We start from the raw sequence: 15,642 nt of genomic DNA on the forward strand, positions 1-15,642 counted from the left end.
CAATATGCAAGAAAATGATTCCATTCGACGTATATCCCGTTTACGATGTAAACCCAGTTAGGGCAGAGGGCTCCTACATATGGGACGATAAGGGAACTAAATATTTGGACTTCTACGGAGGACATGCCGTGATATCTATTGGCCACAGCCATCCGCACTACGTAAAGATGGTTGGCGAGCAGCTGACAAAAATTGGGTTTTACTCCAACTCGGTGAAGATGCCCATGCAGCAGGTGCTGGCCGAAAAGTTAGGACAGCTAAGCGGCTATACCGATTACCAGCTATTTCTCTGCAACTCCGGTGCCGAAGCCAATGAGAATGCGCTTAAGTTGGCCTCGTTTCTAACAGGTAGGAAGAAGGTGATTGCCTTTGGAGGCGCATTTCATGGGCGCACATCGCTGGCTGTTGCCGCCACCGATAATCCTAAGATTGTAGCGCCCATCAATCAAACCGATAATATTGTATTTGTGCCTTTCAATGACACTGATGCATTCTTAAAAGTGATGGATGAAGAGGTTGCTGCTGTAATTATAGAGGGAATTCAGGGAGTTGGAGGAATACAAATACCGTCCACCAGTTTTATGGAGCTAATTCAGGCTAAGTGTAAGGAGCATGGTTCTCTGCTTATTCTCGATGAGGTGCAGTCTGGTTATGGTCGTACGGGAAAGTTTTTTGCCCATCAGCACTACAACGTAAAGCCCGATATTATCACTACCGCTAAGGGCATGGGCAACGGGTTTCCGGTTGCAGGCGTGCTTATCAGCCCCGATATTAAGCCGGTTGCCGGAATGCTAGGAACAACATTTGGTGGTGCCTACCTGGCTTGCGCTGCTGCAACGGCCGTTTTAGAGGTGATGGACAAAGAGCTGCTGATGGCAAATGCCGCTAAAATGGGCGATTACCTAGTTGCTAAGCTAAAGGCAATGGGTGGCATTAAGGAAATTAGGGCACTGGGCTTGATGATTGGTGTTGACTTGGATCAGCCAGCAGGGGCTGTTCGCCATTCGCTAGTATTCGATCATAAGGTGTTTACAGGAGCGGCAGGTACGCATACGGTGCGCTTACTTCCTGCATTAAATATCACCCCAAAGGAGGCTGATGAATTTTTGGATGCTTTCGAACTGGCTATACAAGGCAGGTAGATCTGTCAGAAAATGTATTCGAGAGTTTTGTGATGAAGTATTCCGCGTGCGCAACGGTGCATTTGTACCCTCCAAATGAGGAATTCCGTGTGCGGAAAAGTGAATTTGTACCCTCTAAATGGAGAATTCCGCATGCGCAACAGTGCATTTGTACCCTCTGAATGGAGAATTCCGTAGCGGAATTGTGCTTTTGTTGCCTCCAAATGGAGAATTCCGCATGCGCAACGATGCATTTGTACCCTCCAAATGGAGAATTCCGTAGCGGAATAATGCATTTGTTGCCTCGAAATGGAGAATTCCGCATGCGCAACAGTGCATTTGTACCCTCTGAATGGAGAATTCCGTAGCGGAATTGTGCATTTGTTGCCTCCAAATAGAGAATTCCGCATGCGCAATAAAATTTTAGAAAATGAATTAAGCTCAACTATCCAGTGAGTTGCGTTGTATATTTTGAGTGCATTCGGATTATTTGGGGTGGATTGTTATCCTTTAGAACAAAGAAACAGAATATGGTAACAGTAGTAAAAATTGGAGGAAATGTGATAGATAGCCCAGAGCTGCTAGCAACCTTCCTCGAACGATATATCAAAATAGATGGTCTGAAGGTGCTCGTGCACGGTGGTGGCAAAATTGCCTCTGCTGTGTCGCAGGCGCTGGGTGTAGCACCGCAGATGGTGGATGGCCGACGCGTTACCGACGCTCAAACCATAGATATTGTGACCATGGTGTATGCTGGGTTGGTAAATAAGCGTATGGTAGCTTCGCTTCAGGCGTTGGGGTGTAACGCCATTGGCCTTTCGGGTGCTGATGCCAACCTTATTTGTGGGGTAAAACGCCCTTCGCAACCCATCGACTTTGGCTTTGTGGCCGATCTAACGGATAGTAGCATAAATACGGAGGTGCTTACACAGCTGTTAGAGGTCGGCATCTGTCCCGTATTCTCAGCTATTGTCCACGATGGTAACGGGCAGCTGCTTAACTGTAATGCCGATACCATCGCCTCTAGTATTGCAGTGGCGTTGGCCCGACAATCGGAGGTAAAGCTAGTTTACTGCTTCGAGAAAAGGGGGGTACTTGCCGATGTTGAGGATGACACCTCCGTGATTAAAACAATAAAAAAAGACCAGTTAAATGAGCTGGTGAGCACGGGTGTTGTTGCTAAAGGTATGCTGCCTAAGCTGCAAAACTCATTCGATGCATTAGATCATGGGGTGGCCTCGGTGGTGATTACGCAGGCAGAGGATGTGCTTTTGGCTGCATCAGCAGATGGTAGCTGCGGTACAACTCTGTGCATTGAGTAAAAAGGTTTGTGCGTTATACAGAAATGTTACGTAACCATCATTTCTCCTTTGCGGGAGTAAATAGTAGCACAGAGTCCAACCAGCGTCAGGCTCCCTTGGATAAGAGGGAGGAGAAATTATTCTCAAGTAGAACGTCTAACATCTAGAATTATGGACTACAAAAGTCTTTCCAATAGCGCCATCGAGCTGCTGAAGCAGCTAATCGCGACTCAGTCGTTTAGCGGAGAAGAGGCGGCGGTTGCCGACCTCATGAACGGCTACCTAACAGCTCGTGGCATTAAAACCGAACGATATCTGAATAATGTATGGGCGGTAAATGAAGATTTCGATGCTTCTAAACCGACTGTGCTGCTTAATTCGCACCTCGACACGGTACGACCTAATACGGGCTATACCCGTAATCCGTTCGATCCCACTGTCGAGGGCGATAAGCTCTACGGCCTCGGCAGCAATGATGCTGGTGGCTGTTTGGTTTCGTTGGCAGCGACGTTTGTTCACTTCTACCATCAAAAGGGGATGAAGTACAACGTGGCTTTTGCCGCCACTGCCGAGGAGGAAAACTCGGGCAAGAATGGGCTGGAGTGCCTTTTACCTAAGCTGCCACCTGTAAGCTTTGCCATTGTTGGCGAGCCTACCCAAATGCAGCTGGCTGTTGCCGAAAAGGGTTTAATGGTGCTCGACTGTGTGGCGCATGGCAAATCGGGTCATGCTGCGCGTAACGAGGGTGTTAATGCCATCTTTAAGGCAATGAAGGATATCGAGTGGTTTAACACCTACCGTTTTCCAGAAGCCTCGGAGTTTCTTGGCGAGGTAAAGATGAGCGTCACCATGATAAATGCTGGTACGCAGCACAACGTGGTGCCCGATAGGTGCTCCTTTGTGGTGGATGTTCGCCTTACCGACACCTACACGCTTGAGGAGGTGTACGAAACCATCAAGCAGCAGGTAACGTCCGATGTTACATGCCGCTCCATGCGCCTTCGTCCATCAAAAATAGAGGTTAGCCACCCTATTGTGCAGGCTGGGTTGGCACTTGGACGAACAACCTACGGTTCGCCAACCACTTCCGATCAGGCGTTGGTTGATGCTCCTTCGTTAAAGCTAGGTCCTGGTGATAGCGCACGTTCGCATACTGCCGACGAGTTTGTCCATCTATCAGAAATACACGAGGGGGTGGAACTCTACATTAGAATGCTCGAGAAGGTGATTCTTTAGAGGAGTTAAAAGAAGTAGAGCGAAGCGACATCCCGCCATTGCGGGATTATTCGGAAGTTAGGCGGACGAATTATAAAGTCAATGAAGTTAAAGAATAACACGTAACTCTGAATCAGTGCTCATTATCCTCTTCTTAGGAGGGGTAGGGATGGGGTAAGACGATGTAAGCGATAATCGTGATACGCATATCGTGATACGTGATACTAAAATGAAACGACAATGAAACTTTGGCAAAAGAACTATCAGGTAGATAAGTCAATCGACACCTTTACGGTGGGCGACGACCGCGATCTCGATCTATATATGGCTAAGTTCGACGTGCTTGGCTCCCTTGCTCATACGCGTATGCTCGAAAAGGTAGGTCTGCTTACGGCCGAAGATTTGGAGCAGGTACAGCAGGGGCTAAAGGATATTTACTACGAGATAGAGGCTGGTAATTTTACCATCGAGGATGGCGTTGAGGATGTTCATTCGCAGGTGGAGATGCTGCTAACCCGCCGATTGGGCGAGGTTGGTAAGAAGATACACAGCGGCCGCTCGCGCAACGATCAGGTGCTGGTAGATATAAAAATGTTCATGCGCCACGAGCTGATGCGCATCGTTAGTAGCTATCAGCAGCTTTTCGACGTGCTTCAAGGCTTAAGCAACGAGCATAAAGATAAGCTGCTACCGGGCTATACGCACCTTCAGCTGGCTATGCCATCGTCGTTTGGCATGTGGTTTGGCGCCTACGCCGAAGCCATTACCGACGATATGGAGGTGCTGCTGGCGGCATACAACTCCACCAACAAGAATCCGTTGGGTTCGGCAGCGGGCTACGGTTCCACGTTTCCGTTGGATAGGCAGCTAACTACCGACCTTTTAGGTTTTGATACGTTAAACTATAACGCAGTATTTGCGCAAATGAGCCGTGGTAAGGCCGAGCGTAATGTGGCCTTTGCCATTGCCTCTGTGGCGTCTACGCTTTCTAAGTTGGCCTACGATGTGGTGCTATACATGAACCAAAACTTTGGTTTTATCTCGTTCCCCGACGAGCTAACCACCGGGTCGAGCATCATGCCGCATAAGAAAAATCCGGATGTATTTGAGCTAATTCGAGGTAAGTGCAACGTACTGCAATCGCTTCCTAACGAAATTATGCTGCTTACCAGCAACCTTCCATCGGGCTACCATCGCGATTTGCAGCTAACCAAGGATGTTATCTTTCCTGCTTTTGCTAAAATTATCAGCTGTATCGATATGACCACCTACATGCTCTCGCAGGTAAAGGTTAAGGATGGCCTACTTGATGATGAAAAGTATGACGTTCTTTTTAGCGTGGATGCGGTAAATAATTTAGTAGTTGAGGGAAAACCCTTTAGAGATGCCTACAAGATAGTGGGAGGCGAAATAGCGGAGGGTAAATTTAAACGTCCTGCGCAGCTTAACTACCAGCATTTGGGTAGCATTGGCAACTTGGCCAACGAAAAAATTGCGGAGCTCATGGAGCAAAAGATGGCGTCGTTTAATTTCGAAAAGGTATCCACAGCGCTTGAGTCGCTTGTTAGATAAAAAAATCCCGGATGAAGATCCGGGATTTTTGCTATAATCGGCTGATTATTTCTTGTCAGCTTTCTTTTCTGCTTTCTTTTCAGCGCAGCAAGCTTTCTTCTCGCCTTTCTTCTCTGCGCATTCCTTTTTATTAGCGCACTCTTTCTTCTCTGCGCAGCACTTCTTTTCTGTCTTTGTACATTCTTTCTTAGCAGGAGCTTGAGGAGTTTGTGCAAATAGGGCTCCTGCTAGTAGTAAAGACATTGATAAAATAGCAATCTTCTTCATCGTAGTGACTTTTTTGAGTTATAAATAGATTCTCAATCGAGATGCAAAATAGGAAAAAACTTCATATTTGATGATCGATTTTTCACTTTTGGGGTACCCTTAACAAAACATTAACGGCATCTGCTTTCTTTTTAACCTGTATGATTTTTTGGATCATTTTGCTAACTTACCAGCAGGTTAGATCGTTATATATTTACTAATATAGGCAGCGATGAACGAGCTTGGTAAAAAAGGAGAAGAGTTGGCCGTCCTTTTTCTTAGAAAAAATGGCTTCAAAATAAGGGCTACCAACTGGACTTTTGGTCACAAGGAGGTGGATATTATTGCAGAGAAGGATGGCGTCATTCATTTTGTAGAGGTTAAGGCTCGTAGCCAGAATTACCTCGATGAGCCCAAGCAGGCCGTTGTTCGAAAAAAGCAGAATAACATTATTCTGGCCGCCGATGGGTATATGCAAAAGTATGAAATTGAGCTCGAAGCTTGTTTTGATATCATCAGTATCGTCTTTTATGCCAGCCATCACGATTTGGAGTTTACTGAAAATGCGTTCGAGCCGAATTTCTAGAAATACATTTATTGTCGTACACAGTTGTAATAACTTTTAATTTAAAAGCTATATTTACACTATAACTTGTATAGAGGGTATGAATATAGAAGAGTTAAGAGACTATTGCTTATCAAAGAAAGGGGTGGAGGAGTGCTTCCCTTTTGATGAGGTAACCTTGGTTTTTAAGGTTGGTGGTAAAATGTTTCTTCTTACTGGGCTGGATGGCGATTTTAGCATCAACATAAAGAATACCCCAGATAAGGTTGTAGAGTTAAAGGAGCGGTATGCTTCGGTAATTCCTGGTTATCACATGAATAAAACATATTGGGTAACGGTGCTCATAAATGGCGATATTCCCGATTCTGCCATATATTCTTGGATCGATGAATCGTATATGGAGGTTGCAAAATCGCTAACTAAGAAGGCTAGGGCTGATTTGGGAATAAGTTAATCACTTAAAAAGGGGTTGGGTATGGAATCTATTGTGAAATTACTGGTTGGATTTGCGCTGTTGTTTTTTTCGAACGATGCACTTTCTCAGGGTACGTTCTACATTACGGCCGTAAAAGGAAGCATTAGTACTTCTTCTGGGGCAAGATTGGCTCCAGGGATGGTAATAAAGGCAAAGGAGCAGCTTACTTTTAACGATTCGCTGGCTTCTGCAAATGCAATAGACGATAGAAGCGTCGTGTTTACGCTAATGCCGATTTACACGCAGCCAGGATATTCTGATGCTGCAAATGTGGTGGCAACCCTTGCTCGGAAGCCCCTCAAGGCCAATACCGAGATGTTTATTCCTGACTATCCGATATCCGACTTGTCCTACCTGTTTGGAAACGATCGGTTGGCGCTGATTGCCGATATTACAACCATTCCTATAAATACCAGCAAGGTGAAGCTTGCTAGCAACGAAATGCTTGTATTTACCTTTAAAGATCAGGGAGCAACCCTTTCGAGGCGTATTCCGATGGAAAAGGGGAGCTTGATAGTAGATAAAAGCAAGTTTTGGAACAAAAAGCTGCAACAAACGGTGAAAATCGAAAAGGTAGATTTTTACATTGTTAATAGCGTTACAAAGAAGTATTCAGAAGTAGCCAGCATTCAGGTTAACTTGGTTGATGCTGCTGAAGTGGCTGCCGAGCTGCGGCTTGTAAAAGGTTACCTGCAGTCCAAAAATATTAGTAATGATCTGATTAAATCCTACTTAAAAACCTACTTCTACGAAATCTACGGGCGGGTATTTTCCAAGCAGCTTGGCGATTTGGTGGATAGTGTAATGAATAGCTAAAAAAAAGCGCTTCGTAAGGGTGATTCTTAAGGCAAGACTGTTATTTTTGTAAAATAAAGGTCGGCTAGCAATGAATTTAAACGACTCTTTTGGCGCGCTTGTCTACATGCCACTTGAATAAGATATTACGCTAGCCGACTTTTTGTCCTTCTACCCTTCCTACTCCATTCGTGCAATATTGTAGTTGATCTGAGCGCAATAATTTTTATTTTTACAACTTCACATTAGTAAGCATGAGCAAATACTCGATTGTAGAAGTTGTAGACAGGAGCTTGGAGCAAAAGTTTCTCGAAATGCCTCTTTTAATCTATAAAGATGATAAAGTTTGGGTTCGTCCCCTTGACAGCGATATTGAAGAGGTTTTTGATCCTAAAAGAAATAAGCGTTTTCGTAAGGGAGAGATAGCCCGTTGGCTGCTAAAGGACGAAAAGGGGAGCTATGTAGGGCGAGTTGCTGCATTTGTAGATCCTGTTACCTTTAAAACGGGAGAGCCTTTAGTTGGTGGGATGGGCTTTTTTGAGTGCATTAACGACCAAGAGGCCGCCAACCTACTTCTCGATACCGCAAAAGCGTGGCTTATCTCTAGAGGGATGGAAGGAATGGACGGTCCTGTTAACTTTGGGGATAGGGATCGTTGGTGGGGAAGCCTGGTAGAAGGATTTCTAGAGCCAACCTACTGCATGAACTACAACCCAGCTTACTATAATGATCTCTTTACTTCCTATGGCTTTCAGAACTATTTTAATCAGTATACCTACACCCGTTCGGTAAGCAAGGAGGGGATGGCCGATGCGCTCAACGAGCGAGGCGCCCGTATGGAGGCCAACCCTTCGTACGTGTTTAAGTATATAGATAAGGGTAACTACGAAAAGCTGGCGGTTGATTTCAACATAGTTTTTAATAAGACGTGGAGCAAGTTTGTTGGTGCAGGGGATATGTCTTTGGCAAACACCAAGCTGCTCATAAAGTCGATGAAACCCATTATTGATGAAAAGCTGCTCTACTTTGCCTACCACGAAGGGGAGCCTATTGGCTTTTTCATAATGATTCCCGACCTAAATCAGGTTGCCCGTCGCCTAAACGGACGTTTCGACTTATGGGGTAAGCTCAAATTTCTCTACTACCTAAAGGTAAAGAAGGTTGCTAAAAGAGCAGTAGGCATAATTTTTGGAGTGGTTCCAGAGTTTCAAGGGAAAGGCGTTGATGCCGGAATGATTCGTAAGTTTGCAGAGGTTGCAACCCAAAAAGGATTTCAGTATAACGATTTGGAATTTAACTGGGTTGGCGATTTTAATCCTGTAATGATGCGCCTAATGACGCAAATTGGCTGTAGTGTACGGAAGCGACATGTGACCTACCGTATCTGGTTCGACCCGAACAAGCCTTTTGAACGTTGCCCAAAGTTTGGGAAAGCGCGCAAGCCATCGCCAGAGAACGAGTAACCTAGAGCTAACCGAACCTACTGTATAATAGCGGCACCTGTTTGTCGTAAAATTTGATAATCGTATGAGAAAGATTGCCTTTACTTTCCTGCTTGTCCTAGCTGTGGCCCGTGCTTTAGCCCAGCATGATGTCAACACGACGCTTTGCTTTTCGGATACCGTTAAGTTCTCCTTTAGCAGCGAGTGGCAATATCTCTCTACCGACATTTACCTTTTTAATGGGGAGAAGTTTAGCAAGCTAATTAATGAGATGAACTTTGAGCCTAAAAGGGGCTGGTTGAAAAAAAATTGGTCGCAGGAGGAGCTGGAGTACCTATTTATCACTGCTCAACTAAAGGATGTCAAGTTTTTTGGGGACAAGGATATTGCCTACCCGATATACAACTTTCAGGTAAATAGGGATAAGGATAACAAGTATCAAACTTTTGTAAGCGATAAGATAGACAAGATTCGTATAATAGATAATCTTCCGCTATATACGGCATCCGATAAAATAGATGCAGAAATTAAGGTGCGAGCGATTACCACCAACGAGCGAGATCAGCTCATTTCGCTGGTGGCAACACAGCTACAAACCATGTCTAAGATTCCAACACCAACAACAGCGGTGTTTTCGTTGCTAAAGGAGTTTGGAAACTTTTTGGAGGCTAACTCTAAACGCAAGGAGTATCGCTTTAGCTCTACCATTCGCCTTTTTGAGCAGAAAAACTTTGATACTCGCCTGCATTCCATAAAAATATATTCGCTAACTACCGATAAAAGTAGGCCTTTAACGCTCAATACGAGTAACCTTAAATCTTATATGGATACGGTTAGAACGTCGGAAATTAACCGCGACGTTTTAGACTCCTTGCTTAGGTACAGGCAGTACCCGTTAATTGTGGTGGCGAACTACAAGTCGCTTTATAAGATGGAGCAGATTCGTGGCGATGAGGTAAACCAGTCCAATATCGATAAGCGTAAGCTTCGCATTGAGAACGACTTTAAGGCAGGGTTGATTAACGGCGAGACTTACCGTCAGGAGAAAGACTTTATTAATTTTCTTACCGTTTTCTCTGGATTAAAGGGGATGATGGAGATTTACAGCCTAAACTACCGCATGGGTAATCCAGATGCGGTAACCAACGGTTTGTTTAAAGTTCTTCAAGGATACCGACAGCTGCTAAAGCTGTACGATGAGATTGAGTTTAAATACCGTAATAATAGTACGTTCCTAACGGTGTTCAAGTCGGAGTATACCTCCATTCTTGGGTTTGCCAGCTTATATTTGGAGGATGATCAGAATTTGAAGCAAACGAAGAATCTGGTTAAAACCATGGTTGCTTTAGAAAAGGAGATCAAGCTGGTTGATCCTTACGTTTGCGAGAACAATCTGAGAAATCTACGCTTTTCTGATATTTTTAAACGGGCAAATTTGGAGCAAGCCATAGAGGGACAAATTATCATAAATCAAATTGGCCTGCTCGAGAAATTTATCTTTGAGAAGAGTTTTGCCCCCGAAATAGCAAAGTTGGGAACCGTTAAGCCGCTTCCTCAAAACGTATCGGCACCCGAAAAGTTAAAGGAAAAGGCCAACAACACCGCTTGCGTTACCTGTCGCGAGCAGTCGTTGGCGGCGATAAAAGATTTTTACGATGGGCTAAACTCCTACTATAAGGCTATTGCCCTACGCAGGCGCGATAGCATAGCGCTAGTCGTTGAAAATAAGCTATTCAGTTACTTCGACAAGACAGAGCTAATAGAGAAAAATATTAAGTATCAGTATAGGGATACGCTACCTGCAAGTGTAGAGTTTTTGAGAGGCAAGTTGCTCGAAATAAAGCGTGATATGGGGAACTTAAACGATTTTACGAAAATCAACGTTGCCGATAAGCCGCTAAATATTATTGATGAGCTTAATAGCAAGCTTGTTGGTTTGATTGGTAGCATCGAGGAGAACCTTTCCTACATTGCAGAAAAACGTCCCGATTTTGTGAAGCCAGTTCCTGTGCAGCCCGCCAAAGTTGATAAACCGGTAGAGGAGATTAAAACTCCTGCAGCGATAGAAGATAAAAAGCCTGCAGAAGTTGAAAATCACCCAACTACAGAACATCCGAAGGTGGAGGTAAAGCCAGTAGAACCTACTAAGCAAGAGGTGAAAACGGAGTAGCCTTTTTAGGGTTATTTATGTATTTAGATTGGCTGTAGCTAGCCAAGCCTCCAAGAATGCGTACATTTGCAGTATTAACGGCACTATATAATATAGTACATGCAGTCCATAAAGGAGATTTACAAGATTGGGTATGGTCCGTCGAGCAGCCATACCATTGCACCAGGAAGAGCAGCAACGATATTTAGCAGCAAAAATCCAGATGCAAAAAGGTTTAAGGTAACTTTGTATGGAAGTCTTGCGGCTACAGGCATTGGGCACCATACGGATAAGGCTATTCTGAAGGAGCTGATGCCAAAGGAGGTTCAGTTTGTTTGGAAACCCGATGTTTTTCTTGAAACACACTCCAATGGTATGGAAATTACCGCTTACGATGCTGATGGAAACGAAATGGACACGTGGGAGGTCTTCAGCGTTGGTGGTGGCGATTTGTTGGATGCCAACGGACGATTATTTGAGAATAATGTCTATCCGCATCAGTACCTAGCCGAGATTATGGAGTACTGCAAAGCCGAAGGAAAAACCTTTTGGGAGTATGTTGAGGATCACGAAGGTCCTGAAATATGGGAGTACCTAAAAGGTATTTGGGAGGTTATGAAGGATAGCGTTCGTCGAGGTATCGACAACGAAGGTATTCTTCCAGGACCTATAAAACTTCAGCGTAAGGCTTCTGGACAGTTTATGAAGGCTTCCAACTCTTCGGGAACAATTAAAAGCATGGGGCTACTATTCTCTTTTGCCCTTGCGGTTTCGGAGGAGAATGCAGCCGGGGCAAAGGTAGTTACAGGACCAACCTGTGGAGCTGCAGGTGTCCTTCCAGGCGTTTTATTCTACCTAAATAGGGACGAAAATCTATCTGAACAAAAAATACTTCGTGGTTTAGCAACCGCAGCGCTTGTTGGCAATATTGTAAAGCACAATGCCTCCATTTCTGGAGCCGAGGTTGGTTGTCAGGGAGAAATAGGAACCGCCTGTGCGATGGCTTCTGCCGCCATGGCTCAAATAATGGGAGGTACAATTAATCAGATTGAGTATGCCGCCGAAATGGGCTTCGAGCATAACCTTGGTCTAACCTGCGATCCGGTGTTGGGATATGTACAAATTCCTTGTATAGAGCGTAATGCTATTGCAGCAGGAAAGGCATACGAGTGCGCATCTTACGCGCTGTTCTCCGATGGTGGCCATAAGATTCCTTTCGATCAGGTGGTGAAAACAATGGCAGAGACTGGAAATGACATCCAGGTTGCCTATCGAGAAACGGGAATTGGAGGTTTGGCAAAAAGCTGGGAAGAATTTATTTAAGCAAAATATATCAAAGCGGATTGGTTACCAATCCGCTTTTTTTTGCTGCTTTTAGATTATTACTATATTCACTTATTCAATATAAAATATACCAATATGAATAGTAGCGAAGATATTGTTGCAGCTAACACGCGGACGATACCCGTATGGGCTCGTATCATTCTTATATTTCCTGTCACGATGATTTTAGGCATCCCATTCTTTTTCTTCGAATTTTTTTTCGAAAGTATTAAGGGAGCATTGCCTAACGAGCTAGCCGTTAGCTTAGACCTGCTGCTAACATCTCTATTTCTCACTATTTGTGTTACGATTGGTGTTTACATTTTTAGGAGGAATCTTGATCGTGAAAGCTTCTTTTCGCTAGGTTTTGATGTAAAGCATATTTGGAGGCACTTACTTTATGCCCTAATAACCGTTTTATTTATTATTGGTGGGGGTACTTTCGTTTTGATTTATCTCGATGCTGTACAAATCTCCTATGCTGGAATGGGGGCGGGCATCTTCTTTATTAATGTTTTAACGTTCGCGCTTGTTGCCTTTAACGAGGAGCTGCTGTTTAGGGGATATATTCTATCCAACCTTCTACGTAAAATGGGGCGCTTTTGGGCGCTAACCCTCTCGTCTGTTTTGTTTGGCCTTATGCATTTGGGAAACAATCAGATTGATTGGCTTCCCATTATCAACCTAATTCTAGCCGGATATCTACTTGGAGTAACCTACATCTATACCCGTAACCTGTGGTATCCTATCTTTCTTCATTTTTTCTGGAATTTTATTCAGGGTCCCATTTTGGGTTACGAGGTGAGCGGCAGTCAAACAATATCCATATTTAGGATGGAGGCTGGCAGTAACGTCTACCTAAGTGGAGGCCTCTTTGGTTTCGAAGGCTCTGCGGCTTGCTCCATATTGACCTTACTTTTTATTGTGCTACTAGCCGTCTGCTACAAAAGAGCTCAAGTAAAAGGCTGAAATCGTTATATTGCATAAAAAACACAAAGATGAAATTTGCCATTGTAGGAACAGGAGGCGTTGGCGGATACTTTGGAGGAAAGCTCGCCGCTGCTGGATATGATGTTACTTTTATAGCCCGAGGGGCGCACCTAAAGGCGATCCAAGACAAAGGGTTAACCGTAAAAAGCATTAATGGCGACTTTGTGGTTAGTCCCGCAAAGGCAACCGACTCAATATCTGAGGTTGGTGTTGTTGATGTTGTTTTTGTGTGCCTAAAGGCGTGGCAGGTAGCTGCAGTAGCAGCGGAGCTAAAGCCTTTAGTTGGAGCGGATACGGTGGTTATTCCTCTTCAAAATGGGGTAATGGCAACCGACGAGCTGCGCAAGGCTTTAGGAACCGATCATGCAGTTCGTGGCCTTTGCCGCATATTTAGCAAAAAGGAGGACGATGGCGTTATCAACCATTTTGGAATAGAACCTACGATTATTTTTGGAGAGGATAGCAATCTCCTTACGCCACGAATTCTGAAGATTAAGGAAGCGTTGGAGAAGGCTGGTGTTAAGGTTATAATTCCTAAAGATATTGAGGCCGAGGCTTGGAAGAAGTTCCTATTCATTTGTAGCAGCGGACTTCTGGCTGTGATGCGCTCGCCATACGGCGTGGTCCGAGAGATTCCTCAAACCCGCCAAATGCTGTACGACCTATTTGTTGAAATATATCAGGTGGCCATAGCAAAAGGCGTTCATCTTAACCCCGAGATTGTAGATAAAACCATGGCAATGGTAGATACCTTCGACTACAATACCACCTCTTCGCTTACCCGCGACGTTATGGAGGGAAAACCATCGGAGATTGACTACCAAAATGGAACGGTGGTAAGGATGGGAGAGATGCTTGGCGTAGCCGCTCCTGTCAATAAGTTTATTTACGACTGTATAATACCCATGGAGCTAAAAGCAAGGGGCTTTATCGAGGTTGAATAAAAAAATTATATCGGAGAGCCATTAAGTTTAAGATTAAACTTAATGGCTCTTATTGTGTCTTCTCAATTTAACTTGCTTATGGGACTCTCTTTAAGCAAATAGTGGTATTTTCTGTATATGATAATCCCTTTACGGTAAATCGATCCTCCCTTTTAAGCGTTAGCATATTTCCCGAAAGGTAGACGGTGAAAGAATTATGAGTCTCGAATGCCAAAGCCTTATTCAGCACAATTTCGTTACGATTTACGGTGTAGGTCATTGTAGCTACAGAGCCAAATAGATTGCTGCTAAGGGTACCATCGCTCTTAAATTCAACTGTTGGGCGTACGGTCGCATTCTTGGTGTCATCAACGGTCTCCCCCGAATTCTCGAAATTAGCGATTTGGTAGGAAATTACCGTCCATTTTCCAATGAGCGAATTGGCGCTAATTTCGTTCGAATCATCCTTACCGCAGCTGGTTAAAAGTATTGCTACTAAAACTAAGTGTAAAATGCTAAAAATTAATTTTTTCATATGGTTGATTTGCCCTTAACTACTTTGTTCGTTTGCATTAAACTAGATTCGTTTGAAGCATTGAGCGTAACTTGATAGGCTGTGCTTAAAAAAAAATTTTTTTAGATCACATCAAAATCCCAATACTCTTTAGGCATTTTCGGAAAGAGGATGATGTAGTGACCCTTTTCAAGGTTTTCGGTTACTGTAAAGCCCCAGCTACCATCCTGCATTTTTTCGAGCTTAACCCTATTTTCCACAGGCTTTTTGAACTTTCCAGCAAGAGTAAAACCAGCACCATATGGGTTGGTTCTAAGTCCTACTATTCGCTTTTCTTTCCAAACTTCAACCTTACATAATTCTGGTTGTCCATACTGGTTCATGGATTTGGGATCGTAACCTTCAAGTAGAACTGATTTAATCGTATTAGGCACCTTAACATCACTTTCTACACCAGGCATTAGATATTCAAATACACTACCTGAAAATCCACTACTAAAGTAGTTTCCCACACGGCTACCAACATTATTACCCTTTAGTTCAAGGGTTCCATAGCCAAGTTCAATACGCCCTGCATTCCCATTTGCAAAATTACCCACAAGAAATGGTCGTATTGCATGTGGAGTTTCGCTAAAGCCTCCATCCCTATTTTGGTCAATGCTTCTAGAAGTCTGAGTGGCAGTTAAACCTGTGGAAGATCCAGAATTAGTGGTAGTCTGCTTAGGATTACTCACCGTTTTGGAGCCACTTTGTGCCTCAATCATTGCAGCAATGACAGCATCAGAAATTCCATTCTTCTTAAGCAGCTTCATGCCTTCTACCGTCACATCGTAATTACCGGGTGTTGAACGAATTTTAGCAAGTATTGCTGCATTACCTATTCCCAACTTGCAAAGCTCTACAATGTTCTTGTTCGTTAGTACCTCTACGGTCTGCTGAGCCAGTAGATGATTTGATACAAGCATAAGAGCTGTAAGCACAACTGTTAATACTACTCTTCTCATTCTCTTT

General features: G+C 44.0%; 15 protein-coding genes. 12 read left to right on the forward strand and 3 right to left on the reverse strand.

The features are described 5' to 3' along the window. Positions 1–14 precede the first annotated feature (14 nt). The 4 genes from L990_RS03850 to argH all read left to right on the forward strand — a co-directional run bounded on the left by L990_RS03850 (position 15) and on the right by argH (position 5,209). A complete protein-coding gene (locus L990_RS03850) occupies positions 15–1,142 on the forward strand; it encodes an aspartate aminotransferase family protein (RefSeq protein WP_047445726.1) in 1,128 nt (375 codons plus the stop codon). Between the two features lie 509 nt (positions 1,143–1,651). Continuing rightward, positions 1,652–2,443: an acetylglutamate kinase gene (argB, locus tag L990_RS03855; protein ID WP_047445727.1), complete on the forward strand. Its 792-nt coding sequence runs from the start codon at positions 1,652–1,654 to the stop codon at positions 2,441–2,443. A gap of 150 nt (positions 2,444–2,593) precedes the next feature. After that, positions 2,594–3,658 carry a M20 family metallo-hydrolase gene (locus tag L990_RS03860; protein WP_047445729.1) on the forward strand — a complete coding sequence of 355 codons (1,065 nt, stop codon included), beginning with the start codon at positions 2,594–2,596 and terminating at the stop codon, positions 3,656–3,658. A 219-nt stretch (positions 3,659–3,877) separates the two neighbouring features. Then, complete coding sequence (gene argH / locus L990_RS03865; RefSeq protein WP_047445731.1) at positions 3,878–5,209, forward strand: argininosuccinate lyase; 1,332 nt, start codon at positions 3,878–3,880, stop codon at positions 5,207–5,209. A gap of 45 nt (positions 5,210–5,254) precedes the next feature. Here argH and L990_RS03870 read toward each other — a convergent pair whose 3' ends face one another. Further along, complete coding sequence (locus L990_RS03870; protein WP_047445732.1) at positions 5,255–5,476, reverse strand: hypothetical protein; 222 nt, start codon at positions 5,474–5,476, stop codon at positions 5,255–5,257. 211 nt (positions 5,477–5,687) lie between these two features. Here L990_RS03870 and L990_RS03875 point away from each other — a divergent pair, with 211 nt between their 5' ends. From L990_RS03875 to L990_RS03910, 8 genes are all read left to right on the forward strand, one after another. Then, entirely contained in the window at positions 5,688–6,041 is a 354-nt protein-coding gene (locus tag L990_RS03875; protein ID WP_047445734.1) for a YraN family protein, read from the forward strand. Positions 6,042–6,120: 79 nt separating this feature from the next. Next, the gene (locus L990_RS03880; RefSeq protein ID WP_047445735.1) at positions 6,121–6,474 is read left to right on the forward strand and encodes an MmcQ/YjbR family DNA-binding protein; all 354 of its coding nucleotides are present in this window, start codon (positions 6,121–6,123) and stop codon (positions 6,472–6,474) included. 21 nt (positions 6,475–6,495) lie between these two features. Further along, positions 6,496–7,311 (forward strand): hypothetical protein, encoded by an 816-nt coding sequence (locus tag L990_RS03885; RefSeq protein ID WP_047445737.1) that lies wholly within the window; start codon positions 6,496–6,498, stop codon positions 7,309–7,311. A gap of 233 nt (positions 7,312–7,544) precedes the next feature. Continuing rightward, positions 7,545–8,753, forward strand: coding sequence for a hypothetical protein (locus L990_RS03890; RefSeq protein ID WP_047445738.1), 1,209 nt, complete (start codon positions 7,545–7,547; stop codon positions 8,751–8,753). A 64-nt stretch (positions 8,754–8,817) separates the two neighbouring features. Beyond that, entirely contained in the window at positions 8,818–10,902 is a 2,085-nt protein-coding gene (locus L990_RS03895; protein WP_052180701.1) for a hypothetical protein, read from the forward strand. A 99-nt stretch (positions 10,903–11,001) separates the two neighbouring features. Then, complete coding sequence (locus L990_RS03900; RefSeq protein WP_047445740.1) at positions 11,002–12,204, forward strand: L-serine ammonia-lyase; 1,203 nt, start codon at positions 11,002–11,004, stop codon at positions 12,202–12,204. Between the two features lie 96 nt (positions 12,205–12,300). After that, positions 12,301–13,173: a CPBP family intramembrane glutamic endopeptidase gene (locus tag L990_RS19075; protein ID WP_052180703.1), complete on the forward strand. Its 873-nt coding sequence runs from the start codon at positions 12,301–12,303 to the stop codon at positions 13,171–13,173. A gap of 29 nt (positions 13,174–13,202) precedes the next feature. Continuing rightward, complete coding sequence (locus L990_RS03910) at positions 13,203–14,138, forward strand: ketopantoate reductase family protein (protein WP_047445742.1); 936 nt, start codon at positions 13,203–13,205, stop codon at positions 14,136–14,138. A 76-nt stretch (positions 14,139–14,214) separates the two neighbouring features. On the opposite strand, the gene L990_RS03915 is transcribed toward L990_RS03910, so the two are convergent. Together L990_RS03915 and L990_RS03920 are read right to left on the reverse strand one after the other, a co-directional pair. After that, positions 14,215–14,652, reverse strand: a complete 438-nt coding sequence (locus L990_RS03915; protein ID WP_047445744.1) for a hypothetical protein — start codon at positions 14,650–14,652, stop codon at positions 14,215–14,217. A 101-nt stretch (positions 14,653–14,753) separates the two neighbouring features. After that, positions 14,754–15,635: a hypothetical protein gene (locus L990_RS03920; protein WP_047445746.1), complete on the reverse strand. Its 882-nt coding sequence runs from the start codon at positions 15,633–15,635 to the stop codon at positions 14,754–14,756. Positions 15,636–15,642 lie beyond the last annotated feature (7 nt).

Origin of the sequence: Alistipes sp. ZOR0009, from assembly GCF_000798815.1 — a bacterium.
GTDB lineage: Bacteria > Bacteroidota > Bacteroidia > Bacteroidales > ZOR0009 > Acetobacteroides.